Here is a 24,693-nt window from a genome sequence, read left to right as displayed (position 1 = left end):
GATTTGCCGTTTGTTTTATTTCAATAAAATACTATTTTACCTTGATCAAGCCTCGGTCAAGATAACTTTGTACAGCCAGTTTAATTGTTTCCACATTGGTATATTTCGGTTGATAGCCTAAAAGCTTTCTTTCCCTTTCAATGCTATAGAAACCGCTCCTGGCAATATGAAGGTAGGTGCTTTCACATTCTTCAGGATTCCCCTCATACTCACACCATTCTTTCCATGGCAAAAATCCGATCCGCGCCTCCTTGCCAAAGAAATCATACATCAGCTTCGCATAGCCGTAAAGCGTAATGGAATTTCCGCTTGCCGCTTCAAAAATCTCGCCAAGCGCTTTATCTCTGTGAAGCACCGCCTTTGCAAAGCATTGGGCGACATCATATCCATGTACATGGTGTATTGTTTCCATCCCAAAGTTTGGAAGCATGATTTGTTCACCGTCAGCGATTTTCTGAAATGGAGTAAGGGAAGCGTTTCCCCACGGCCCGATAATCGCCCACCCCGGACCGGAAATTTGTCCTGGCCGGATGCAGGTAGCGGGAAATCCATTTTCCTCATATTCATCTCTCAAATAATTTTCCGAGGCAAGTTTATCCTTTCCGTAAGCACACAAGGGGGTGTTTAGCATATCGTCAGAATTTACCGGCAAAAGCCCTGCCCTTCCATGCGCCCAACAGGAGGAGCAATACAGATAATGGGTACAATTTGTCCCTTTCAATGCACGAACCATCGCCTGGCTTTCCCTGATGTCAAAATTAATTAAATCAATAACAACCTCAGCCTGCATATCTGCTATCGCCTGAGAAAAGCCGGGTGCTTTTGTGCGGTCTAATTTCACTTTGACAGCCTGTTCCCATAAAGGGTTTTCTTCATAAGGCTTGGAAATTCCCCGCGACACTGCAAGCACCTCATAACCCTGCTCGATCAGCATCGGTACGAGATAGGTGCCGATATGGCCATACGCTCCGATAACCACAGCTTTCATACCTAATTACCTCTTTCTTTAAAAAATGCAGCTTACTATTTAAAATATTGGAATAGCTGGCATTTCATCATGCCGTTATATAGCTTCCGGCGCTTATCCGCTTTACGTCCGTAGAATGTTTCAAAGGAGTCGTGCGGGGAAATGATATAGTAGCCGGCACGCTCCATCCTTCGGAATACCTTTCCCATTGTCCGGTAGATCTGTTCCGATTCCCGCCTGTCCAGAAGCCGCTCTCCATAAGGTGGATTTGCGAAGGTAATGGTATTCTCCTTTGCAGTGAAATCCCTGATATCAGCAGTAATAACAGACATTTTTTTCAATACTCCAGCTTTTTTTGCATTTTCTTTTGTCAAAGCGACGCATTCCGGATCAAGGTCACTGCCGCGTGCGAAAAATTCCGTATCCCGTTTCATCAGATCAAGCCCTCTGGAACGCTCCTGCTGCCAAACTATGGGGTCACACAGTCCCCAGTCCTGCGCGGCAAATTTTCTTCTCAGACAAGGCGGGATATTCAGCGCTTTTAACGCCGCCTCAATCAAAAAGGTACCGGAGCCACAGAACGGGTCGTATACCTGGGAAAAGTCCTTCACCCGCGCCAGATCAATGATCCCTGCAGCCAGCGTTTCCTTAATCGGCGCCTCATTCGATTTTGCGCGGTATCCGCGCTTATGCAGGCCTGCACCGGAGGTATCCAGCATAATGGTGGCAGTATCCTTCATGATCGAAAAACGGATTTGATGCATCGGGCCGGTTTCAGAAAACCAGTCCTGGTGATAATGAGCTTTCAGCCGCTCCACCGCCGCTTTTTTGACAATTGCCTGGCAGTCCGGAATGCTGTGAAGCTGGGAGTTTAGCGACCACCCCTTCACTGGAAATGCATCCTTTTTTCCAATAAAATCCTCCAGCGGAATTGTCTTTACTCCCTGGAACAATTCTTCAAAGGACTTTGCCGGAAAACTGGCGAGTTTGATTAAAACACGCTCTGCGGTACGCAGGTTGATGTTAGCACGCGCCATCATATCCATCCCGCCGGAAAATTCCACCTTGCCGTTATCCGGTGTAACCGCCTGAGCTCCCATTCGTTTCAGTTCCCCTGCCAGAACACTTTCCAAGCCAAAATGGCATGGAGCAATATAAGTTAATTCGGTCATTTTCATACCAAGCTTCTGCAACGCAAAAGCAACCTTTCCTAGCGCAAAAATATCTTCGCGCTGCTACGTAATTTTAAAGTGTGGTCTCGGCATGCCTTGTTACATGGCATCCGACATTGACAGAAACCGGCAGCCCGGCAATGTGTGTGGGAAAGACTTCGATGTTCACTGCAAGTGCAGTCGTCGTCCCCCCAAACCCTTGCGGCCCTACTCCCAGTTCATTGATCCGTTTGAGCATTTCCTGTTCCATTTCTGCATAAAAATCATCATCGTTTGGCTGACTGACTGCCCGGCACAATGCCTTTTTGGCAAGATAGGCACATTTTTCAAAGTCTCCTCCAATCCCTACGCCCACTACAACAGGAGGACATGGATTAGATCCGGCAGTTTTGATCTGTCCAACCACGAAATCAATAATGTCCTCTCGACTCGCAGATGGTGTAAACATCTTCATCGCGCTCATATTTTCACTGCCAAAGCCCTTTGGGGCTACCACAATTTTCACCTGTTCTCCGGGAACAAGCTTCAGATGCAGAACGGCCGGCGTATTGTCATTGGTATTCACTCGTCTCAGCGGATCACCAACTACTGAGCAGCGCAGCTTCCCTTCCAGGTATCCCTGCCGCACGCCTTCGTCAACCGCCTCCTGCAGGCTGCCGTCCGTCAGGTGGACATCCTGTCCCAATTCCAGAAAAACGACCGCCATCCCGGTATCCTGGCAGACGGGCACACCCATACTTTGCGCACAGGCCATATTGTCCCGAATATCTCCCAGCACCTCTTTGGCCAATGGAAAGGCTTCCGTCTCCCGGCTATTTTCAATCAACTGCTGTAAATCACAGGGTAAAACCATATTTGCCTGAATGCACAGATTCTTGACCGCATCTGTGATTTTTTTAACAGAAAGCTCCCTCAAAACAAATCCTTCTTTCTTCAGTCATGTTTTTCTATTAATTTTCCGTTCAGAATTACATAGGACGGGCTGGTATAAACGTCCAGCAGGTCTCCCTTCACCACAATCAAGTCTGCGTCCTTTCCCTTTTTGATCGAACCGACGCGGCTGCTGAGTCCACAGATTTCCGCCGGTACGATGGTCAGCATCCTGAGCGCTTCTTCATAATCAAGTCCGGCCTTTACGCATAACCCCGCGCTCAGCGCCAGATATTGAATCGGGATTACCGGATGATCGGTACAAATAGCTGTCTTAACACCGTTTTTCTTAAGAACTGCAGCATTTTGAAGCTTCATATTACGCAGCTCCGGTTTGGAACGGTCACAGATAATCGGCCCAGCAATCACCGGGGCTTTTTCCTCTGCCAGCAAATCGGCTACCTGATACCCTTCTGTTGCATGAATGATCACATAATCGAGTTTAAATTCCTTTGCAATACGGATCGCTGTAAAGATATCGTCCGCACGATGCGCATGGAAAAACGCCTTCATTTTCCGTTTCAGAACCGGAATGAGCGCCTCGCATTTCGCGTCATATTCAGGCGGATCAACATCCGGTTCCTTTTTCGACTTTTTCATATCCTGCATATAACGTACCGTTTTCTGGAGCTCCTCCCGAATTAATGCGGCAGTCCCCATCCGGGTCATCGGCGTCTGTCCCTTTCCGTTATAGACGCTTTTTGGATTCTCGCCGAGAGCAAATTTCATCCCAACCTGTTCACTGACTGTCATATCGTCAATCCTGCGCCCGGCCGTTTTCACCGCGCACCAGGTTCCGGAAATCGGATTCGCGCTTCCGGGGCCGGTCAATACAGTCGTGATTCCCGCGTCTAGCGCCTCCCGAAAACAGAAATCCATAGGATTTATCGCATCAATGGCGCGCATTTGAGGAGTTGTGGGGTCTGTTTCCTCATTTCCGTCATCCCCTTCAAAGCCCAGGCCGTCCTCCCACATTCCAATATGTGAATGCGCGTCAATCAATCCCGGCAGAACAGTGGCTCCCTGTACGTCCAAAATCTCATCATCTTCCCACTTCAGGTCAGGCATCCCGCCAACCTGCTCGATCTTCCCATTCCGGATTCTGATAAACCCATTCGGAAAATTTTCCTTTTCCATTGTTTTTATATTGGCGTTAATAATAATCATCATTCGATTCCTTTTTTGACAAAAATTTTATTTTAGAGGAGCTATACTATATTCAGTACCAAAAAACGCGGTTGAAGAAATGTTTTCGGCCCTTTCTTTATTTAATCATAAATCGGCCTTTTTTTCAACCTTCTGGCGACTATTTTTGGTATTACATTCTATTTTACCCTTCATCAATTTTTCCTTTTCTTTTTACCGCCTTTTCAGAGGCGGTCTTTTTTTAAAGAAGAAGCGGCAGGAAATCCTGCCGCTTCTTCTTTAAATTGTGTAAGATTTATCTACATTAATCACTGTTTCGTAAGTGGGATCAATTGCTTTTACCGCCCGGTTAATTTCATCGAGTACTTCCCTGTCCGCCAGCCGGAACTGATGCGGAACCACAACGTCAAAGATCAAATTGGTATGAGTAGGGCCTTCTACCATACGGAAATCATGGATGGTCAGCATCGGGTCAATCATAGAAACCAAGCCCTTGATCTGGTCATACATTGCATTGGCAGTCTCGTCATCCGTCACAATCGGATCCATATGGATCACCGCTTCGCATTGGAAGGTACGGTTCAGGTCACGCTCGATGTTGTCGATGACATCATGTATTTTCAGAATATCAATATCACAGGGAACCTCTGCATGCAGAGAGATGATACAACGCCCCGGGCCGTAATTGTGGACAATCAGGTCGTGAATCCCGATGATCTCCGGATAGGATATTACATGATTTTCCACCGCCTGCACAAATCCAGCGTCCGGAGCCTGCCCCAGCAGATCGTTCATGGTATCCCGCGCTGTGCCAAGTCCTGCAAAAAGGATAAAGAAAGCAACAACTACCCCAATCCAGCCGTCAATGTTAATCTGGAAAAAATAAAACACCAACGTACCGACTACAACCGCCGAGGTTGCCACTACATCGCTCAGGCTATCCGCCGCTGTAGCTTTCATGGCAGCAGAGTCGATCTGTTTCCCCAATTTACGGTTAAAAAAGGACATCCACAGCTTGAGCAGAATAGAAAAAATCAGAATCCCAACTGACAACCAGCGAAAAGAAAGCTCCTCCGGATGAAGGATTTTTTCAAAGGAAGATTTTAACAGCTCAAATCCCATCAGCATGATGATCAGCGAAATAATCAGTCCGGAAACATATTCAATTCTTCCATGCCCAAACGGATGCTCATCATCGGCAGGTCTTCCCGCCATTTTGAAGCCGACCAGGGTAATAATGGATGACCCCGCGTCAGAGAGATTGTTGAACGCGTCAGCCATGATGGAAATAGAAGAGGTGAGTAAGCCGGCAAGCAGCTTGAGCAGACACAATACCACATTACAGCAAATCCCGACAATTCCGCCCAATCTCCCATACCGCTGCCGAACTGATTGATCGGAGGTGTTTTGATAATCCTTAATAAAATGGCAAACCAACCACTGTGTCATTCACTTTTCCCCACTTTCTTCCAGCATTCTTTTTATATTATCATCCCCATATCCTGTAAGTCAAGCCAAACCAGTCTAAAAATAAAACCGTCTTCCATAGGATTGGCTGACGGCTTAAAGATAATCCAAATTTTTAAGGGAAGCATAGCTTCTTCCTGAAACGATAATATGGTCGGTAACATCCACGTCCAGATGCCCCAACGCGGCCTGAAGATAGCTTGTGGCGACGATATCCTCATTCGAAGGAGCCGGCCCATTGACCAGATGGTTATGAGCCAAGATAACATGGACGGCGCGGCAGCGCAAAACCATTTCCGCAATTTCACGCGTATTCAAGCTCGCGCTGGTCAGCGTTCCTTCCCCGATCTTTTCGCAGCCCAGCTCATGGAATCCATTATCCAGCATCAGCAGATAGATCAATTCCTTTTTTGCTCCGAGATATTTCCGGACAAAATACTCTCCGATCTGATCTGAATGGTTGAGGACACGCGCCTTTGGCGCCGGATCAGAATTGTAGTAAACCTTTGCCATCTCAGCAATAACCTGAAAGAAGGTAGCGGTCGCCTCCGATACACCATCCACCTCCTTGAGCTCTTCCCGTGAAGCCTCCAATACACCTGCCACCGAACCAAAACGATGAATCAGAGCATGTGCAATCTCGTTGGTATCTCTCTGACGGATCACATAAAACAAAGCAAGCTCCAGAATATTGTGGTCATCGAATGAAGAAAAGCCCTCTTTCAAAAATCTTTTTCGCAAACGTTCCCGATGCCCTTTATGAGGATTATCCATTTCTTTTCGTCCCCTCTGTATGATAAATTTATTATACAGGGGATTTTTAGGAAACGCAACTGTTTTTTACTGCTTGAACCAGGAACACAGGACATGGTATAATAACGCTAAAGATATCGTTTGACGTCCCTGAAAACGGCTTTCAAAACGAGTTTCTTCGTGCCCTGCGGCACAGCCATTTTATCACGGTCGGCTTTATGATATAATAAAAAATAATTGCTTAGGAAAGGATGCTCTGTACCATCAGAGCAGGTATACCTGTGAAAACATTTTTAATTGCTGAAAATGACGCGGATCAAAGGCTGGATAAATTTCTGCAAAAAAGCGTTCCGCTTCTGCCGAAAAACCTGCTTTACAAATCGATCCGCAAAAAACGGATTAAGGTAAATGGAAAAAGAGCGGAGCTCAATTACCGGCTGCAGAAGGGCGACAAGCTGGACTTATACCTCAATGATGAATTTTTTACCGTGGAGCAGGATCAGGTCTTTCTCTCCGTTCCTGATCAGGTTGCTGTGGTTTATGAGGATGAACAGCTCCTTTTAGTCAACAAGCCGCAGGGACTGGTCGTTCATGAGGATAACGATAATACCCCCGACACCTTGATTAACCGTGTGAAGCATTATCTTTATGAAAAAGGCGAATTTTCTCCGGAAAATGAATTATCCTTCTCTCCTGCGTTGGTTAACCGGATCGACCGGAATACCTGCGGGATTGTGCTGGTGGCCAAAACAGCCGCTGCGCTTCGGGTACTCAATGACAAAATAAAGCGCCGTGAAATCACAAAGCAGTATCTCTGCCTCTTAACAGGCATTCCAAATCCTGAATCAGCCACTGTCACCCATTATATGAAGAAGGACACAGATCGCAACCTGGTGACTGTGCTGGAGTATCCTGACCCGGATACAAAAACCATGATTACGGAATACCGGGTATTGGAATCTAAAAACGGCCTTTCCCTGGCGGAAATTACACTGCATACCGGACGTACCCACCAAATCCGGGCGCATATGGCCTATTTGGGAACGCCTCTGCTCGGAGACGGAAAATATGGAAGGAATGAGATCAACCGAAAATACGGCTATAAACACCAGGCGCTGTGCGCCTATCGTGTACGGTTTGATTTTCAGACAGATGCCGGCGTGTTGGAATATCTGCGCGGAAAAAGCTTTCAAATAGAGGACATCTGGTTCGTCAACGAATTCCATCGTGGAATGGAACGGTAATAATTGTCTCTGATAGAAATACATTTGTCTTTTTAATGGAATTGTGTTAAAATATAAACAGAATTTTGTTTGAGACAGAGGTATAGAATTTATGAAACATGTTGTTTTGCTTTGTGACGGAATGGCAGATTATCCGCTTCAGGAGCTGGGCGGAAAAACCCCGATGTCGGTTGCACATAAGCCGCAGATGAACCGGCTGGCGCAGTTTGGCACAGTCGGCATGGTTCAGACAGTTGCCGACGGCTTCAAGCCCGGAAGCGATGTCGCCAATCTTTCCGTAATGGGATATGATCCCAAGCTTTATTATACCGGGCGCTCCCCGCTGGAAGCGGCAAGCATTGGGATTCAAATGGCTTCCGATGATATCGCTATGCGCTGCAATCTGGTAACGCTGAGCGATGAGGCGGAATATGCGGATAAAACTATGGTAGATTATTGTGCGGACGATATTTCTACCGCAGAAGGCTCGGAAATCGTCAAGACCTTAAAGCAGGTATTTGACAACATCGAATTCACCTATTACAGCGGCGTCAGCTACCGGCATTGCCTGGTCTGGCATCATGGTTCCGACGATCTGGGGGAACTGACTCCGCCTCATGACATCACCGGACGGAAGGTAACCGAATATTTGCCGAAATCCCCGAATGCTGCAAAGCTTTTGGAAATGATGAAAAAGAGCTACGAGGTACTGAAAGACCATCCAGTTAATCAGGCCAGAATTGCCAGAGGACTTCGGCCGGCCAATTCCATCTGGCTGTGGGGAAACGGAAAAAGCGCGGCCCTTCCGGCTTTTGAAGAGAAAAATGGCCTTCGCGGAGCAGTGATCTCGGCGGTGGATCTGATTAAGGGGATCGGCAAGCTGGCAAAGATGGACGTCATTGAAGTGGATGGCGCTACCGGCTACATTGACACCAACTTTGATGGGAAAGCCGCGGCCTGCATCAAAGCCTTACAGGATGGTATGGACTTTGTTTATATCCATGTGGAAGCGCCGGATGAGTGCGGACATCGTTTTGAAATGGAGAATAAAGTCCGTTCTCTGGAAATCATTGATGAAAAAATTCTGAAAAGGGTTTGTGAATATCTTGATCAGTCTGGTGAAGATTACAAAATCATGATCCTGCCTGACCACGCAACTCCGCTGGCGCTGAAAACCCATGTATCTGACCCTGTCCCGTTTTTAATCTATCAAAAGTCCAAGGCAAAAGAGAATCCGGAAATGGATATTTTTGATGAGCAGCATGCGAAGCAGACGGGCGTATCCGTCCCCTTTGGCCCGGGGCTTCTCAGCGAATTTATTAACGGATAGCCAATAAAAAAGAGATACTCTTATCGAGTATCTCTTTTTTCTATCACATTTTACTTCAGCGCAGCTTTTAACGCGTCAACACGGTCAGTTTTCTCCCAGGTAACGCCTAGGTCTTCCCTGCCCATATGTCCATATGCGGCCAGAGACCGGTAAATCGGCTTTCTCAGGTCTAACGCCTTGATAATCGCATTCGGGCGAAGATCAAACACCTTGGTAATCGCACTGACAATTTCGTCATCTGAAGCTGTTCCGGTTCCAAAGGTGTCGACCATAATAGAAACCGGATGCGCTACTCCGATTGCATAAGCAAGCTGAACCTCGCATTTTCTCGCCAATCCTGCGGCTACTACATTCTTCGCAACCCATCTGGCTGCATAAGCGGCACTGCGGTCTACCTTAGTTGGGTCTTTGCCGGAAAACGCTCCGCCGCCATGCCGCGCATAGCCGCCGTAGGTATCGACAATGATCTTCCTTCCGGTCAGCCCGCTGTCACCCTGCGGCCCGCCGATCACAAATCGGCCTGTTGGGTTGATATAAATTTTCGTATTCTCATCCATCAATTCAGCCGGGATGGTAGCACGGATCACCTGCTCCGTAATATCAGCCCGAATCTGTTCAAGGCTGACTTCCGGAGCATGCTGTGAGGATACAACAACGGTATCCACACGTTTCGGCTGCCCATCGTCATATTCAATGGTAACCTGGGTTTTTCCATCCGGGCGCAGATAAGGCAAAATTTCCTCTTTCCGTACCTTTGTCAGCCTCATCGCCAGCTTATGGGCAAGGGCAATCGGCATCGGCATGAGTTCCGGAGTTTCATCACAGGCATAGCCAAACATCATGCCCTGGTCGCCTGCGCCGGTCATATTGTCCTCTTCCCTGACAGCACCTATCTTATTTTCATACCCCTCGTTCACACCCATAGCAATATCCGGGGACTGCTCGTCAATCGAAGTGACAACAGCACAGGTGGTTGCGTCAAAACCATATTTTGCACGGTCATAGCCAATCTCTTTGACTACGCGTCTGGCAATGCTCGGAATATCCGCATAGCAGTTTGTAGTAATTTCCCCCATAATAGAAACAATCCCAGTCGTACAGGTGGTTTCGCACGCCACACGAGCATTGGGGTCCTTCGAGATAATTTCATCTAAAATCGCATCGGAAATCTGGTCGCAAATTTTATCCGGATGTCCTTCCGTTACCGATTCCGAAGTAAACAATGTTCGATTCATTCTGATCCTCCTCGATCCTGATTCCGCAAAAATAATATTTCTGTCACTTTATATATCATAACGTAATCTGACAAAAAAGTCAATTTTATCCGCTTTTTATCTGCTCTGGAATATTATCCTCTGAATCGTTAAAAATATTTTTGTCATCTTAATTTGTGCACTAACAATTTGAAGGTCTAAAGTTTGAAAAATAAATTTTCAAATACAGTTTTGCGCCTTGACGGCAAAGATACCGCCGTTATTTTGGCGATGACAAAAGCTGTACGATTTTTCAAGAAAGGAATGGTCATCATAATGAACAACCAACCGTCTAATAACCTGAATCAGCTTCTTTCCGAGAACAACGCGGCAAAGGAATATTTCATGAGCCTGTCCGAGCAGGAACAGGGGTTTTTGCAGCAGTGTACCTTTGATATTCATACGGTAGACGATATGTACCGTTATGCCAAGCACGCGGCGAAAAAGTAAAAAAGGAGGTATTGACAGAAGTCAATACCTCCTTTTTTACAGCCTGGATATTGTTAAAAGCTGTTTTAAAAACAGATCCAATGACTCAATCTGCTGAGGAGAGACTATATCCTCACGATAGAGAAATAGATTGTAAATTTCTGTGATATCCATTCCGTCAAGCAATTCAAAATGCTGTTTTCCCTTTTGCAGAATATCCCAGGTCGTATCATGAGGGGCAATGTCAATATGTTGAAGGATTAACCAGTCTAAAAAAAGACGGTATCCCATCTCGCACCGTTTTTCCGGTTCATGAACCCGCAGATATTTTCTGTAAAGCTTTTTCCATTTACGGATATGGTCAATGTCATCTTTCTTTCCATTTTCCATCCCGCGTTCCTCGTCTGTCAAGGTATGGACATAATCCTCATAGTATTCACTGTGAATCTCTGTACGCTGGAGAACTCTGCTCTTGTTTAATAGGGCTGCCAGCTTTCCGCCGATTTCGCGCAGCTTATTGATAATCGGTTTGCGAAAAAGAATCAGGAGCACAATGATGATAATTAGAAGCACAATTCCGACCGGAAAATCAGAAGCCGCACCCGATTCCGCAGTGGGAAACTGCCCGTCTCCCAACTCCGGCACAGAGGTTCCGGCTTTCTGAAAGCCTAGGAGACTGCTGAGGAGTGTGGTAATCGCACCAATCACCAAAATAATCAACCGAATCAGTTCCCTGCCGATCCAACCGATTCCGTCGGCAATCTGATCCTTGGCGAGAAAGAAAATCAAGGTAACCAGACACATGATGCCCAACAGGATACTGTTATAATAACGTATCTTTTTGGGAAGATGCTCCATTTTATGCCGGCGCCGTTCCATAAGCTGATCAATATTGCTTTGATTTCTCACCAACGCATAGATCAGCAGTACCAGAAGAAACAACGGCGCTAAAAACCGGGTAGCTGACGATTCCTTCTCTGTCAGGCAAAAAATTAATAACAGAGAGAGCAGGTTGGCAAATGCAAAGCCTAAAACCAGCATCGTCTTAAGAATTTCCGCATAATGATTGTAATACAGACGGGAACCACAGAAAAAGCAGACCGCAGAAAAAACGAAAAAAAGAACCATTGAAATGATTCCGGAATAGGAAAAGATCATTCCGGTTACAATCCCAGCCAGGATTCCGACTGCAATCACAGTGATATTTTTTATGACCGGCGCAATAGGATTTTTTGGACGATTCAACACCAGGGAGATCATACATCCCAAAAAACCGTTGGCTTCCATTGCCAAAACACCCCACAGCGTCAGCCCCACGCTAGACCGCGTAAACAGATAAATCGCCAGTGTAAACAGCGGATAAGGCAGGAGAAAGCAGGCAAAAATGGAAAGATATTTCAGTACAACAGGCAAAGGATTTTTCATGATACCCATTCCTCCCTGCTTTGTGTCTGTTCATTATATTGCTCCCTAAGGCAGAATAAATCCAGGTCGTCCGGGATTTCCTCCTCAGAAATGCGTCCTAAAATAAAGCATTTGACACGGATGCCCTGCCTCTGCTTTAATCGGATAAATTCGCAAATAGTGTCAGTCAGATATGAGGTGACAATCACAATATCAGAGGAGGTGACGGAATCCGAAATATCCATCAGATAATCGTCAAAGGAATCACTGATTCCGTATTTCAATTTTGCCAGAAGGCGGTATAGCTCCAGAATATGTTCCTGGCCCCATGACTGAGTGGACACCAATCCCTGATGTGTTTTTAGAAGGCTTGCTGAAATATTCCCATTCACCATTAGCCGCACAGGGATTTGCTCCGTTAACGTGTTCTCCAGAACCGCAACGCAGGTGCGGATACATCCCTCCAGCAAAACCGGCACCTCCGAAAAATCCCGTTCGCGCGACTGCATGTTAAGCAGCACTGTCAGCGTCTGACTTGAAGTAGAATCGTGCTGATATACCATCAGATTCTGTTCTTTTACCGAGGCGTTCCAGTGGATCTGGTTCATCGATTCATGCCCAGTGTATTCCCGCACGCCGGAGAAGAAAAACGGATCTTCCAAAAGGTTCTTTCGTACCACAGTGTCGCCGGTCAGATTTTTGGGCGCAAAGAACATTTCCTCCATGTCAAATGGCTTTGGCAGAACCAGGACATGGGCGTCTGTCTCGACCGGCCTGGAAAGGGTCACATTGCCGAACAGGTCGGTGGAGACCAGGACAATTTTCTGAATTTCCATTTCGCCCCGTCTAGTACAATTCACTTTCCAGACCCGTTCCACCTTCTGATAACTCCGTACCATGAAAAAGCTTGGCACAAACCGGGACTTATCTGTAACCACTGACTGCGCGCCGGCAAAATCCAAATCCCGCGAGACAGTAATTTCCGATTTCAACCAGGGAGCCGGAAGCCATTTCCTGTTGACAATGGTTTCCACCAGTTCAATTTCATCATATTGTACAGCCTCGTCTGTACTCAGACGGCAATGATAATCAAGTTTCTTCAAGCCCCAGTGCTCAAAAATCCAATTCTGTGCAAAAACCGCAAATAGAATAATCAAAAGCAAAGCTAAAAATTCCATATGATTACTTTCTTTCTACCGGAACTGTAGTCTGATTGACAATTTGCCGTAGATACTCTTTGGCAATTTCGCTGTTTTGCATCATGTTGTGCCCTTTGCAGATCATGCGGTGCGCCAGAACATCCTCAGCAACATCCTGAATATCATCAGGAATTACATAATCCCTCCCCTGCACTGCAGCCATCGCCTGAGCAGCGCGCATCAGTGCCAAGCTGCCGCGCGGGCTGACGCCCAAGCGGATTTTATCATAGCTCCTAGTCGCATGCACCAGATCAAGCAGATAATCTTTCACTGCCTCCCCGACCTTAACAGTCTGGATACATTGCTGTGCCTCTATCACTTCTTCTGCAGAGGCCACCGGCCGAATGCTTTCAGTCGGCCGGTCGGTTTGTTCCCGGCTCAGCATCGCTTTTTCATTCTGCACATCGGGATATCCCATGCTCAGGCGCATAAAAAAACGGTCAAGCTGGGCTTCCGGCAAAGGAAAGGTTCCCTGTATTTCAATCGGATTCTGGGTTGCGATTACCAGAAATGGCTCGGATAAGGGATAGGTATTCCCATCAACAGAAACCTGCCGTTCCTCCATACATTCCAACAGACTGGACTGCGTCCTGGGCGTTGCGCGGTTTATCTCATCGCCCAATAGAATATTCGTAAAAAGCGCACCCTTTTTAAACTGGAATTCTCCGGATTTCTGATGATAGAAATTCACACCGGTCAGATCAGATGGCAAAAGGTCTGGAGTAAACTGAACCCGTTTAAAATCACAGTTTACAGAACGGGCAAGCGCTTTGGCTAATGTGGTTTTCCCTGTACCCGGTACATCCTCCAGAAGAATATGACCAGAACAGAACAGGCACACAACGACCTTTTGAATTACATCATCCTTTCCCTTGATCACGGTGCCAATATTCTGTACTAGCCGGTCAGATAACATTTTTATATCCACCATAGTTCAATCTCCTTAGCATAACAAAATCTTATCTTTTATTATACTATAGTTTTTCTAAAAAAATCAACTAAAAAGACATAATATTTGTCGTAAGACACAAAAAACCTCCCTGAATTTCAAGGAGGTTTTCGATTTGATCTTTTCAAAAGAAGATTATTTTTTCATTGCTTCCTCGACCGCAACAGCGCAAGCAACCGTCGCACCGACCATGGGGTTGTTGCCCAAGTAGAAATCAAAAAATTTTTTATGTTATAGTTTTATTTAAAAATATCTGTAAAGGCCATTATAAAGGCTTTTTAAGTAATGACTTAAAACCATATAACCTTTATTACAATTTATCCAAATTTATCGTATTTTCATTTTGGGGTACAAAATGGGTACAAGCTTTGAAAACTTTTTAAGATTGTACCCATCTCCCCTAATTTATTATCAGGAGGTAAAAATGTGCAAGGTAATATCTGTTATTTCATATAAAGGCGGTGTTGGAAAAACAACGTCTGCCGTCAATCTCAGTTCATATATTCAAATGCAAGGAAAACGTGTCTGTACTATTGACCTAGATCCACAGGGAAATTTATCAAGTCACTTCGGAATATTTCCCGGACAATTAAAAACACAGCCAACCATGTACAACTTAATTCAAGGACTCGTGGAAGATCTGAATGATATTGAGATGGAGAAATTAGTTCAACAGAGCATCTGCCATTCTACAACAGTTGATGTAATTCCCTCAATTCCCCGGTTGGCAAATACGGAAAAGTCTATTCCACTAGCCACAAATTGTGAAGGATTGGTTCGTCGGTTAATCACATTTTTAAGATGCAACTATGATTATATATTTATTGACATTCATTCTGGCTGGGATATCTTTTCAGTGAACGCTATGACTGCATCCGATTCTATTATTATTCCGGTAGAAGCACATGGATTTAGTTATGAAGGGATCTCACCAATTTTAGGTATGATACATACTGTACAAACTAAACTCAATCCAAGTCTAAAGGTCGAAGGAATCATTATTACTAAGTTTCAAAAGATGACAAACCTATGTAATCAGATTTCAGAAGCAATTCTACAAAACTTCGGAACAGACATCCCTATTTTTCCTGAGTATATTAGATATGAGATTAAGGTTGCGGAAGCACCGACATTCGGAGTTTCTATCCATGAATATGCACCATCCAGTGATGCGGCACGTTCATATGCCAACATCGCTTCAGAGGTGATGAGTTATGCATAAAAGATCATTGAAAGAACAACTACAATCCAGACAGGCCGATCAAACGAATATCCAAATGTTTGATGAGATCTTGTCTGATCATTCTTCTCAATCATTGGTTCAGGAAAAAATTATTAAACTGCCGATCGGACAACTTGTAGAATATAAAGATGAAAATTTTGAAAGGCTAACCGGTCGACCGCAGCCATTTCGGGCATATAATCAGGATGAGTTGGAAGCGATGGCACAGAGTATAAAAAGAAATGGAGTGATAACGCCTATTACCGTTCGCCCATTCGAAGACGGAAAGTATCAAATACTTTCCGGTCGAAACCGAGTGCGTGCCTCTGTTATCTGTGGACTTGATTCAGTTCCGGGAATTATAAAGGATAAAATAAGCGATGTGCAAGCCGCATTAATTATGCTTGATACTAATTTGGAGCAGCGCCCATCATCTTCTTATAGTGAAAAAGCATTTGCATATAAAATGCGGGCTGAACTTTTAAATTGCCGGGGACAACGCAATGATATTCAGGAAAAAGACAAGAAAGATACTTTGACAGAGATTGGAAAAACATACCACGACAGTCGAAGAACTGTTGCCTATCTCATTCGTTTGACCTATTTAATACCAGAACTTTTAAAAATGGTGGATGATAAAAGATTGACGTTTAAAATGGGAGTTTCTATTTCTTATCTTTCTTTTGAAACACAAAAATATCTATATCAATGGATACAGACAAGTCATTCAAGCATTCGTAAAGAACAAATCGATCATTTGATCAAACTGGAAATAAATCAAGTTATCACTCCAAAACAAATAGAAGAAATTTTTTGTAAAGAGCTACAAAATCAACCACGATCATTTACAATAAATACTAAATATTTACAGGGATATGAATATTTACTGAAAGACCGAAAAGAAATACAGAGACTTTTCTTAGAATTTCTTAAAAGCTATCAATGCTCTAAATAACGTTAATCAATATTCTAAAAATTGAGTTATTATAGATAATAGAAAACAAACAATAAATCATCTTAACAATTGCGAGAACCATTCTCGACAAAAGTGCAAAGGAAGTGATAAAATCAGAGATTTTCTAATACAGACAATTTAATATATAAGCCACTCGGCATGATTGCCGGGTGGCTTTATTTATTAGAAAGGAGATAACATGATCAAGGGAAAGAAGATTACATCAGTGCTGCTGGTGCTGGCTCTCTGTATTGGGCTGCTTACCCCGCTGGTTATGACAGCAGTCCGAGCGGCAACAACAGAGGAACTGTATGTCATAGACCTGCCCAGATCGAATGAAACCAATAAGACCGGGTGGGGACATCCGGCTGTGGAACTGATGAATGGCTGGGCAATGGAAAGCTCAAACAAAGGAAATATGAAAGCATTAGGCAGTTACGAAGGACAGGTGGCGTACTGTATTGAACCGGGGATCGGAAGCTGGACTTTTGATAAGCTGACCCAAAAGGATGAAACCTATTGGGACAGTTATCCGAGTAAATTCAATCAAACCATCAGCCCGGAACTGATCAAGCTGTTCATCGGCAGAGTGATGCATTACGGATATATCGGGAAGGTATCCCCCTCCTGGACCAGCACCAACTCAGGAGCTGACCATATTGCGGAAATTAAAGCAACTCAGATCATCATCTGGGAGATCATTGTAGGAGAACGGGACGAACAATTTAATAAGGTGGACGGCGCCGATTACGGAAAGGACAATGTCTTAGACCTGATCCCCTCAAACTATCCCTTACGCAGTGAGACTCTGGAACACTACAACCGGATCGTGAATGCTGTCAAAAAACATGTCAAACTCCCCTCGGGATTTTCGCGTTCAGCTTCTTCGGCTAAAACCTACAAGCCGGAATATGACGGTTCTGCATATACCGTCACGATCCCGGACGCCAATCAGATGTTGTCCGAATACAGCTTTTCGGCCAATATCTCCGGTGTCACTTTTTCTGTCAGCGGAAATAACCTGGTGATCAAGGTCAAAGATCCGTCCGGTCAGAATATTAAGGTGACCGCCGAACGGAAAAATTCCAAGCGCAGAGGCGTTGTCGTTTGGACGGACGGGACGACCGGTCAGGAGAATGTCAATCAGCGGCAGAATGTGGCAACTTACGGGCAAACAGTGAATGATCCCATCAAGGGATATTTGAACCTGAAGATCGATGACGGTTCCATCAAAATCAAAAAGACCTCAGAGGATGGAAAAGTGTCAGGAATCCCCTTCCGGATTCAGGGAAACAAAACGGATCAAACGGTTACTACCGGAAGTAACGGTGAAATACAGGTAAATGACCTTGCTCCCGGCAGATATACCGTAACAGAAATATCCTCAAAAGAATATGAACCGCAGGAATCAAAACAAGTAACGGTGATCGGGGGACAGACTGCCGCTGTTTCCTTTCACAACACCCTGAAAAAAGGCAGTTTAAAGGTTACCAAAACTTCAGAGGACGGACTGACAGAGGGAATGAAATTTCATTTGTCCGGCACATCCTTAAGCGGAGTGAAAGTGGACGAATACGCGGTAACGGATTCCTCCGGGATCGCTGTGTTTGAGGATATCCCGGTCAGCGGCAGTACCCCGTATGTGCTGGAAGAAGCGGAAACTGAAGATCGGTACGTTGTCCCCAAGAAACAAAACGTTTTGGTCGAATGGAACAAAGTAACTCAAAAGAGTTTCCAAAATATCCTGAAAAAATGGAGCTTGACGGTCACCAAAACAGATCAGGAAACCGGAAGTCCGCAAGGGGACGCTTCTCTTTCCGGAGCCAAATACGGGATCTATCAAGGAGAGAAGCTGATCGACACCTATACGACAGACAGCTCCGGGCAGTTCACCACCAAATCATATCTCTGCGGGGACGACTGGACATTAAGAGAACTTCAGCCGAGCGAGGGATATTTAATTGATCCGACGGTCCGCCATATCGGTGCAGAGCCAAAGGAATATACTGTGGAATACAACGAGATCAGCATGGATGTGACCGAACAGGTGATCAAAGGAAGAGTAGCAATTATCAAACACAGTGATGACGGGCAAACAGGAATCGAAACACCCGAACCGGGCGCTGAATTTCAAGTGTATTTAAAATCAGCCGGAAGCTTTGATAACGCAAAGGAAACCGAGAGAGATACGCTTGTCTGTGACGAAAACGGATTTGCCCGGACAAAGCTGTTCCCTGCCGGTACATATACCGTACATCAGACGAAGGGATTAGAAGGTACAGAGAAGATCCCTGATTTTGATGTCCTGATCGACGAAAATGAAAAGACATATTTCTATTTATTAAATAACGCGGCTTTTGAATCGATGATCGAAATTGTCAAAAAGGATGCAGAAACCGGCAAGGTGATTCCCGCCGCCGGAGTCGGAGTGAAAATCAAGGATCTCAGTACCGGAGAATTTATCACCCAGCACATCAATTACCCCACCCCCGCAGATTTGGATACCTTCTATACCGACAGTACCGGGAAGCTCATGCTGCCTCAGCCTTTGCACAGCGGAAAATTCGAGCTGCATGAAGTGCAGAGCTGTGACGGATATGTGCTAAATCAGGAGCCGATTCCCTTTACCGTTGACGGAACGCAAAAAACAGTCACAATAGAGCTTTTTAACACCCCGCAAAAAGGGATCATCACTATTACGAAAACCGGTGAAATTTTTTCCTCTGTCACCGAATCGGACGGGATTTACCAGCCGGTCTATGAAACGGCCGGATTAGCCGGAGCAGCCTATCAGGTGATTGCCGGAGAAGATATCTACACCCTGGACGGGACATTAAGATACAAAAAGGGTGAGGTTGTGGATACCTTAGTGACCGGAGAGGATGGGAAAGCCCAGAGTAAACCGATGTATCTTGGGACATTCAAGGTGACAGAAATCGAAGCGCCTCCCGGAATGGTGCTGAATCCTATCCCTCAATCTGTGACTCTCACCTATGCCGGACAGGAGGTGGAGATCACTCAAACAGCAGTATCCTTCCAAAATGAACGTCAGAAAATAGAGATCAGTCTGAAAAAGCAATTAGAACAGGAGGAACAGTTTAGAATTGGTATGAACGGTGAACTGTTATCGGCTCAGTTCGGACTGTATGCAGAGGAAGACATGAAAGCAGCAGACGGGAAAGTCATCCCGAAAGATTCCCTTTTAGAGATTGTTTCCTGCAATCAGGATGGCAGCGCTGTCTTTATAACCGATCTTCCTGTCGAATCCTCGTGTTATGTAAAGGAATATTCTGCGGATGAACATTATCTTCTCAGCAACCGGAAATATCCGGTCTCCTTTGATTATGCCGGACAGGATACTGCAAAGGTAAAAGTGATTGTCAATAACGGAGAGGCAATAGAAAACGAACTGATTCGCGGAACGATCGAGGGGAAAAAGATCGATGAGGACGGATTCCCGATTGCCGGAGCGGTATTCGGTTTGTTTGCACCTAATGAAACTGAATTTACAGAAAAAACCGCACTGATGACAGCTCAGTCGAATCCGATCGGGGTGTTTCTCTTTGAGGATGTTCCCTATGGGGAATGGTTCGTGCGGGAATTAAAACCAGCGCCCGCCTTTGTGCTGAATACCGCCAATTACCCTGTTACTGTTTCTCAGGACAAAGAGATCATCAGGATAGAGGTCGAAAACAGATTCCTGACCGGGTCCGTCCGGGTCGTAAAGGTTGATGAAGAATATCCGGATCATAAGCTGTCCGGCGCGGTATTTGAAGTTTATGCGGATGCGGATCAAAACCGACAATTCGATGAAAAGGCTGACAAATTAGTCGGCGAACTCACCGAAACCCAGCCCGGGATCTATCAGCTGGACGGTTTACGGTATGGCGGATTCTTTTTGCATGAAAAACAGGCGCCTGAATTTTTCCTGCCGGATGAGCACTATTATTATTTTGAAATCAGGACAGACCAGAAAGTAATTACCGTAGAGAACAATGCAGGCATTGGGTTTACAGATAAACCAATCAAGGGAATTCTTGAGATTACTAAAACAGATGAAACAGGAAAAGTCTATTTACCGAATACAGGCTTCGCTGTTTATAATGAATCTGGTGTCAAAATAGCTGAAGGTTTCACCGATAAAAATGGAAAGCTGTCTTTTAATCTGCGGGCAGGAAAATATACCTGTACCGAATTCGCGGCAAAGCCTGGATATTTCAAACAGGATATTAACTATCCATTCGAGATCACAAAAAACGGACAGGTTATTTCGCTGGCTGTTACAAATGAAAAGATTCCATCCAATATTCCAAAAACCGGAGATCATACAAATATTTTATGGCCGGTTGCTATAGCGCTTCTCTCTGGCAGCGGCGTTATATTCATGGGAATTCGGATAAAAAAACAAATAAAAAACAATAGAAAGCAGAGGTTTTAATTTATGAGAAAATACTTTATGTCTTTTATTGACTTTTCGGAAGTCATCAATATTACATCAGATCCTATTCAAACGGAACAAGCCCTAAAGCGAATGTCAGAATTAGAAATACTGGATCAAAAGGGTAAACCAAATCCTACTAATATTAAAAATTTGGCAAACGATACTGTTCCGGCATTCTTAGACAAATTAAATCGTCGAGTACGCAATCGGTTTGGAGGCGTGAATAGCATAAACAAGACTTTTGTAAAACTTTACAGAAATCAAGAATTGATTGGTTTCTACCTATACCTTACATTTTGGTATGGGTTAATCGAATGGCAAGTTCCCGAGTCAACACGTCTGTTACCAGCTGATCCAGAAGCGTTACAGCTATTTTACAATGAATTTATGGTTATATTTGATCAATTCCTTAAAGAAAATGATTTGGGAAGCGAGGCCGTTTCACAAGATGAAAACAACTCGTCCAATTTTTGATTTTACAGATGCAGACGGAAACGCTCCTGTTCAAGAATTTATCAGAAAACTTGATCCTAAAATTCAACATAAAATAAATCAACAACTTGAACAGCTTCAAATGATACCTTGCAATTTACATCCGCCGCATGTAAAAGCCTTTCGCCTAGATCGGTATAAGGGGTTATATGAATTACGTACACGAATAAACAAAATGATTCGTATTATCTTTTTTCTGGATAATGAAGGGCGAATTATCTTACTGCATGGATTTATTAAAAAACGTGATCGGTCTACTGAACAGGCATTAGCAATAGCAAGAGCAAGAAAACTTGCTCTTGCTTCTGATAAATCCGCTATGAAACTTTACAAAAATTAGGAGAAATATCAATGCGAAAAATATACAAAAAATTACTACTTTTAACATGTATAGTACTTTGGTGTACCTGTCTATTTTCAACAACTGTGTCAGCAGCAGAAAATGATCTCTTTGGAGTAGCCAATACGATTATTCGGGATGTCTATCAAGATATTGCCGGTATCTCTACTGTTTTAGCCGGACTCATGTCAGCAGTAGCAGTGATTGGAGCAAAAATGTCTAATAATCAACACAAAGTAGATCAGTCCTGGGATTGGCTCAAGCGAATTTGGATAGCATGGGCTGTTATCAATGGGATCGGAGCTTTTATCGCATATATTACGCCATTCTTTGCAGGATATAATCAACTTCCATAATTTTACCAACTCTAAGAAAAGAGGTGACAATTTATTTTTGAAGCAATTTTAAAGGAGTTAATAGAATGGTCATATGGTTTATTTCTCCAATTATTTACTTATTGTGTTAACTCACTCATGAGTATTATGTCTACTGATCTGAGATATTGGGAAGCCAGTGTTCCGGCAGTAAATACATTGTATCAAGTTTTTGTTGCAGTTGGCTGGGGACTGTTAATCGGAAACTGTGCTTTTCAAGCAATGAAAGCAATGTTTGCAGGTCTTGGATTTGAAACAGAATCTCCTGCGATTTTGTTATTTCGTACCGGTTTGTTTGGTGTTCTTCTCATTTTTTCCAAAGAAATCTGTGAAATAGGATTGTCATTAGGTAAACACGTAATTGATTTATTAGATTTTCCCGATAAAATAGTAACAAAATTTCCAGATAAAGGAGCATTTGGCACTTTTAATGGCAGTTGGACTCTTGTTGTCATTGTCGGCTTTGTTTTAGGAATTCAATTGCTAAGATTGATCTTTGGAATTGGCGAGCGTTATGTAGTAGTTGCAATTTTAACACTGCTCTCTCCCGTGGGGCTTGCAATGGGAGGAAGCAAGTCTACAAAGGATATTTGTGTAGGTTTTATCCGCACCTATGCTTCTATGGTAGTCATGCTGGTTATCAATGCATTGTTTTTAAAATTGGTGGTATCCGCAATGACCGTTATGCCGCCTGATATTCTCGTTCTCCCATGGTGTCTGTTAATAGTCGGGATTGCCCGTACCGCTCGCAGAGCAGACAATTTAATTACCAAAATCGGATTGACTCCGGCGATCACCTCAGATCCATTGGGCGGCGGTAAAGGAATATTTGTCGCTATGACCGCTGCAAAAATGATTATGAGCGGAGTTTCCAAAGCGAGACATTCCAGTCCTGTACCTAATTCCACAACACATTCTTCCCTGAACAGTGGAATTACCAATAACAATGTTAGAAATGCCGCTTCAGGTGGGACAGTTCCTCAATTTTTCTCCAATAGTTCCGAGAATGTTCAACATAGCTTTTCCGGAAAAAACGCAAATGCTCAAAACATTAAAAGCCAATACACCAATTCTAACGGAAATATAGCTGCATCACAATCAAGCACTTCTAGATTCGGAGTCAATAGCTATTCAGATATAAGCACTAATCCGGTATCTGGAAATGCTTCCGATCACACTCCGTTTAAAAGTTCCCATTCAGCACATATCAATACAAATCGTTTTGGGGTATCTCCTATTCCGGAAACAAATGGTCAAACAACAAATTCGCCCGTTATTTCTGCCGGCAAAACTTCTGAAAAATCAATTGGAGCTGTTCCTCCTCAGAAAACCCAATTTGGAAAAAACACTCTAGGAGAAATGAAACCTTCCGCCTCATCATCACCAAAGGAAAACATCAGACATAATGAAAATCCGTTCCATATCGGTAAAAACACTTCACCGCAACCTACTGGAAAAATACACATGAATCCTATTTCCTTCAATTCATCTTCAGCTCAGCCGGATCAGGTTCCGGACTTAGAATTACACTGGGAAACTGAAAATAGTAATTTCGAAGCGGGAGATGAGAAAAATGTTTAATAAAAGCAGTATGAACCGTATCATGGATTTAGCCTATCATATCAAAGCACTCAAAGATATATTGATAGCTCTCATATACGGAAATTGGAAAGCGGCTGCTTTTCAATTAGTTAGACATTACTGGCCTGTTATTGTTGCAATTATTTTAATCATCAGCCTATTTCCCCTCATTATCTTTTGCAGTCTTCCAGTCGCTTTTTTAGGTTTCGCTTCAGATCAATCGTCCGATTCTTTAAACACTCAGGCATTAGCGGTACAAGGATACTATCAACGCTATGAGGATTTTTGCAAAGAGCGCGAAAAGGAAATCCGTGCTACCGCCGCAAGTCAGTATGATAATTTGGAAATAAAAATTTCCGGTGAACCTATGGAAAAAAACTGGTTTATTGTTTTACATTCCATCACCTATGACAACGATCTAAATAAAATGACTGAAAAAAGTGTCAAAGAATTAGTCATCAAAAGTATTGTTTACTCAATCAAAGATAACAAAGAAGATACCAATGAGTCCAACACAAAATCAAATACTCTAATCATCAGTTACCTTGATCCTATTTCATTCTTGTCCAAATACAAATATTCTGAATTTGATCGGAACTGGGCTCAGTTGATGTACACAACTTTATCAAATGAAAGTGTTTTGCCCGATGCAGACAATAGCGGCGGTAATATGGGGTCACTGTTTTTAAACATAGACTGGAGAAATCATGTGACTTCCAAATTTGGTCCTCGCGGCGGTACATTTGCCGGGTTTCATAAAGGCATAGATATCGCACAGCCTGTCGGCACAAAAATTTGTGCTGTAAAAAGCGGAACCGTCAACGCAGTCGATTATGGAACCACTACCTACGGATATTATGTAAAAATAGATCATGGCGGCGGTATGGAAACTTTATATGCCCATTGCAGTAAGCTGTTCGTAACAAAAGGACAGAAAGTAAATCAAGGCGATGTTATTGCTTTAGTCGGTATGACCGGAAGAACAAACGGACCTCACTGCCATTTTGAAGTCCGTATCAATGGAAAGGTCACTAACCCTGTTCCATATTTACCCTAAACACAGAAA

21 protein-coding genes are annotated in these 24,693 nt (G+C 44.0%); 11 read left to right on the top strand and 10 right to left on the bottom strand.

All coding sequences use genetic code 11. The features are described 5' to 3' along the window. Positions 1–31: 31 nt before the first annotated feature. The 6 genes from CZ360_RS11815 to CZ360_RS11785 all read right to left on the bottom strand — a co-directional run bounded on the left by CZ360_RS11815 (position 32) and on the right by CZ360_RS11785 (position 6,456). Positions 32–988 (bottom strand): NAD-dependent epimerase/dehydratase family protein, encoded by a 957-nt coding sequence (locus CZ360_RS11815; protein WP_077534391.1) that lies wholly within the window; start codon positions 986–988, stop codon positions 32–34. Positions 989–1,023: 35 nt separating this feature from the next. Then, positions 1,024–2,139 (bottom strand): THUMP domain-containing class I SAM-dependent RNA methyltransferase, encoded by a 1,116-nt coding sequence (locus CZ360_RS11810; RefSeq protein ID WP_077534832.1) that lies wholly within the window; start codon positions 2,137–2,139, stop codon positions 1,024–1,026. 73 nt (positions 2,140–2,212) lie between these two features. Continuing rightward, positions 2,213–3,055: a fumarate hydratase gene (locus CZ360_RS11805; protein WP_077534390.1), complete on the bottom strand. Its 843-nt coding sequence runs from the start codon at positions 3,053–3,055 to the stop codon at positions 2,213–2,215. A gap of 17 nt (positions 3,056–3,072) precedes the next feature. Then, positions 3,073–4,239 carry an amidohydrolase gene (locus CZ360_RS11800; RefSeq protein WP_324612709.1) on the bottom strand — a complete coding sequence of 389 codons (1,167 nt, stop codon included), beginning with the start codon at positions 4,237–4,239 and terminating at the stop codon, positions 3,073–3,075. Positions 4,240–4,494: 255 nt separating this feature from the next. Next, entirely contained in the window at positions 4,495–5,664 is a 1,170-nt protein-coding gene (locus CZ360_RS11790) for a cation diffusion facilitator family transporter (RefSeq protein ID WP_077534387.1), read from the bottom strand. A 114-nt stretch (positions 5,665–5,778) separates the two neighbouring features. Next, positions 5,779–6,456: a JAB domain-containing protein gene (locus CZ360_RS11785; RefSeq protein WP_077534386.1), complete on the bottom strand. Its 678-nt coding sequence runs from the start codon at positions 6,454–6,456 to the stop codon at positions 5,779–5,781. A gap of 260 nt (positions 6,457–6,716) precedes the next feature. Here CZ360_RS11785 and CZ360_RS11780 point away from each other — a divergent pair, with 260 nt between their 5' ends. Further along, positions 6,717–7,679 carry an RluA family pseudouridine synthase gene (locus CZ360_RS11780; protein ID WP_077534385.1) on the top strand — a complete coding sequence of 321 codons (963 nt, stop codon included), beginning with the start codon at positions 6,717–6,719 and terminating at the stop codon, positions 7,677–7,679. A gap of 91 nt (positions 7,680–7,770) precedes the next feature. Further along, positions 7,771–8,988 carry a cofactor-independent phosphoglycerate mutase gene (locus tag CZ360_RS11775; RefSeq protein ID WP_077534384.1) on the top strand — a complete coding sequence of 406 codons (1,218 nt, stop codon included), beginning with the start codon at positions 7,771–7,773 and terminating at the stop codon, positions 8,986–8,988. 50 nt (positions 8,989–9,038) lie between these two features. Here CZ360_RS11775 and metK read toward each other — a convergent pair whose 3' ends face one another. Beyond that, on the bottom strand, positions 9,039–10,223 hold the full coding sequence (gene metK / locus CZ360_RS11770) for a methionine adenosyltransferase (RefSeq protein ID WP_077534383.1): 1,185 nt from the start codon (positions 10,221–10,223) through the stop codon (positions 9,039–9,041). A gap of 294 nt (positions 10,224–10,517) precedes the next feature. On the opposite strand from metK, the gene CZ360_RS14110 reads away from it, so the two are divergent. Beyond that, positions 10,518–10,691: a hypothetical protein gene (locus tag CZ360_RS14110; protein WP_159438278.1), complete on the top strand. Its 174-nt coding sequence runs from the start codon at positions 10,518–10,520 to the stop codon at positions 10,689–10,691. A 36-nt stretch (positions 10,692–10,727) separates the two neighbouring features. On the opposite strand, the gene CZ360_RS11760 is transcribed toward CZ360_RS14110, so the two are convergent. Genes CZ360_RS11760 through CZ360_RS11750 form a run of 3 tightly spaced genes read right to left on the bottom strand, consistent with a single transcriptional unit; the run spans position 10,728 to position 14,204 of the window. Then, positions 10,728–12,095, bottom strand: coding sequence for a hypothetical protein (locus CZ360_RS11760; protein WP_077534381.1), 1,368 nt, complete (start codon positions 12,093–12,095; stop codon positions 10,728–10,730). Further along, the gene (locus tag CZ360_RS11755) at positions 12,092–13,252 is read right to left on the bottom strand and encodes a DUF58 domain-containing protein (RefSeq protein WP_077534380.1); all 1,161 of its coding nucleotides are present in this window, start codon (positions 13,250–13,252) and stop codon (positions 12,092–12,094) included. The genes CZ360_RS11760 and CZ360_RS11755 overlap by 4 nt, the downstream gene beginning before the upstream one ends. Positions 13,253–13,256: 4 nt before the next feature. Next, a complete protein-coding gene (locus tag CZ360_RS11750; protein WP_077534379.1) occupies positions 13,257–14,204 on the bottom strand; it encodes an AAA family ATPase in 948 nt (315 codons plus the stop codon). 442 nt (positions 14,205–14,646) lie between these two features. Here CZ360_RS11750 and CZ360_RS11745 point away from each other — a divergent pair, with 442 nt between their 5' ends. The 8 genes from CZ360_RS11745 to CZ360_RS11715 all read left to right on the top strand — a co-directional run bounded on the left by CZ360_RS11745 (position 14,647) and on the right by CZ360_RS11715 (position 24,684). Continuing rightward, positions 14,647–15,444 carry a ParA family protein gene (locus CZ360_RS11745; protein WP_159438276.1) on the top strand — a complete coding sequence of 266 codons (798 nt, stop codon included), beginning with the start codon at positions 14,647–14,649 and terminating at the stop codon, positions 15,442–15,444. Beyond that, the gene (locus tag CZ360_RS11740) at positions 15,437–16,399 is read left to right on the top strand and encodes a ParB/RepB/Spo0J family partition protein (protein WP_077534377.1); all 963 of its coding nucleotides are present in this window, start codon (positions 15,437–15,439) and stop codon (positions 16,397–16,399) included. Before CZ360_RS11745 ends, CZ360_RS11740 begins: the two co-directional genes overlap by 8 nt. Positions 16,400–16,598: 199 nt before the next feature. Continuing rightward, entirely contained in the window at positions 16,599–20,837 is a 4,239-nt protein-coding gene (locus CZ360_RS11735; protein WP_077534376.1) for a SpaA isopeptide-forming pilin-related protein, read from the top strand. A gap of 3 nt (positions 20,838–20,840) precedes the next feature. After that, positions 20,841–21,314, top strand: coding sequence for a hypothetical protein (locus tag CZ360_RS13930; RefSeq protein ID WP_143530241.1), 474 nt, complete (start codon positions 20,841–20,843; stop codon positions 21,312–21,314). Further along, positions 21,289–21,672 (top strand): type II toxin-antitoxin system RelE/ParE family toxin, encoded by a 384-nt coding sequence (locus CZ360_RS11730; RefSeq protein WP_159438275.1) that lies wholly within the window; start codon positions 21,289–21,291, stop codon positions 21,670–21,672. Before CZ360_RS13930 ends, CZ360_RS11730 begins: the two co-directional genes overlap by 26 nt. An 11-nt stretch (positions 21,673–21,683) precedes the next feature. Further along, positions 21,684–22,028, top strand: a complete 345-nt coding sequence (locus CZ360_RS11725; RefSeq protein ID WP_077534374.1) for a hypothetical protein — start codon at positions 21,684–21,686, stop codon at positions 22,026–22,028. Positions 22,029–22,154: 126 nt separating this feature from the next. Further along, on the top strand, positions 22,155–23,627 hold the full coding sequence (locus CZ360_RS11720) for a hypothetical protein (protein WP_143530240.1): 1,473 nt from the start codon (positions 22,155–22,157) through the stop codon (positions 23,625–23,627). After that, positions 23,620–24,684 carry a M23 family metallopeptidase gene (locus CZ360_RS11715; RefSeq protein ID WP_229408051.1) on the top strand — a complete coding sequence of 355 codons (1,065 nt, stop codon included), beginning with the start codon at positions 23,620–23,622 and terminating at the stop codon, positions 24,682–24,684. Before CZ360_RS11720 ends, CZ360_RS11715 begins: the two co-directional genes overlap by 8 nt. The last annotated feature ends 9 nt before the right edge of the window (positions 24,685–24,693 follow it).

The organism is Massiliimalia massiliensis (genome assembly GCF_900155615.1).
Taxonomy (GTDB): domain Bacteria; phylum Bacillota; class Clostridia; order Oscillospirales; family Ruminococcaceae; genus Massiliimalia; species Massiliimalia massiliensis.
This window is presented reverse-complemented; position numbering and strand designations above follow the sequence as displayed.

Bases quoted from the DNA above. Each gene is read 5' to 3' on its own strand.
- CZ360_RS11815 (WP_077534391.1), bottom strand. From the start codon at position 988: ATGAAAGCTGTGGTTATCGGAGCGTATGGCCATATCGGCACCTATCTC.
- CZ360_RS11810 (WP_077534832.1), bottom strand. From the start codon at position 2,139: ATGACCGAATTAACTTATATTGCTCCATGCCATTTTGGCTTGGAAAGT.
- CZ360_RS11800 (WP_324612709.1), bottom strand. From the start codon at position 4,239: ATGATGATTATTATTAACGCCAATATAAAAACAATGGAAAAGGAAAAT.
- CZ360_RS11790 (WP_077534387.1), bottom strand. From the start codon at position 5,664: ATGACACAGTGGTTGGTTTGCCATTTTATTAAGGATTATCAAAACACC.
- CZ360_RS11785 (WP_077534386.1), bottom strand. From the start codon at position 6,456: ATGGATAATCCTCATAAAGGGCATCGGGAACGTTTGCGAAAAAGATTT.
- CZ360_RS11775 (WP_077534384.1), top strand. From the start codon at position 7,771: ATGAAACATGTTGTTTTGCTTTGTGACGGAATGGCAGATTATCCGCTT.
- metK (WP_077534383.1), bottom strand. From the start codon at position 10,223: ATGAATCGAACATTGTTTACTTCGGAATCGGTAACGGAAGGACATCCG.
- CZ360_RS14110 (WP_159438278.1), top strand. From the start codon at position 10,518: ATGAACAACCAACCGTCTAATAACCTGAATCAGCTTCTTTCCGAGAAC.
- CZ360_RS11760 (WP_077534381.1), bottom strand. From the start codon at position 12,095: ATGAAAAATCCTTTGCCTGTTGTACTGAAATATCTTTCCATTTTTGCC.
- CZ360_RS11755 (WP_077534380.1), bottom strand. From the start codon at position 13,252: ATGGAATTTTTAGCTTTGCTTTTGATTATTCTATTTGCGGTTTTTGCA.
- CZ360_RS11750 (WP_077534379.1), bottom strand. From the start codon at position 14,204: ATGGTGGATATAAAAATGTTATCTGACCGGCTAGTACAGAATATTGGC.
- CZ360_RS11745 (WP_159438276.1), top strand. From the start codon at position 14,647: ATGTGCAAGGTAATATCTGTTATTTCATATAAAGGCGGTGTTGGAAAA.
- CZ360_RS11740 (WP_077534377.1), top strand. From the start codon at position 15,437: ATGCATAAAAGATCATTGAAAGAACAACTACAATCCAGACAGGCCGAT.
- CZ360_RS11735 (WP_077534376.1), top strand. From the start codon at position 16,599: ATGATCAAGGGAAAGAAGATTACATCAGTGCTGCTGGTGCTGGCTCTC.
- CZ360_RS13930 (WP_143530241.1), top strand. From the start codon at position 20,841: ATGAGAAAATACTTTATGTCTTTTATTGACTTTTCGGAAGTCATCAAT.
- CZ360_RS11730 (WP_159438275.1), top strand. From the start codon at position 21,289: ATGAAAACAACTCGTCCAATTTTTGATTTTACAGATGCAGACGGAAAC.
- CZ360_RS11725 (WP_077534374.1), top strand. From the start codon at position 21,684: ATGCGAAAAATATACAAAAAATTACTACTTTTAACATGTATAGTACTT.
- CZ360_RS11720 (WP_143530240.1), top strand. From the start codon at position 22,155: ATGTCTACTGATCTGAGATATTGGGAAGCCAGTGTTCCGGCAGTAAAT.
- CZ360_RS11715 (WP_229408051.1), top strand. From the start codon at position 23,620: ATGTTTAATAAAAGCAGTATGAACCGTATCATGGATTTAGCCTATCAT.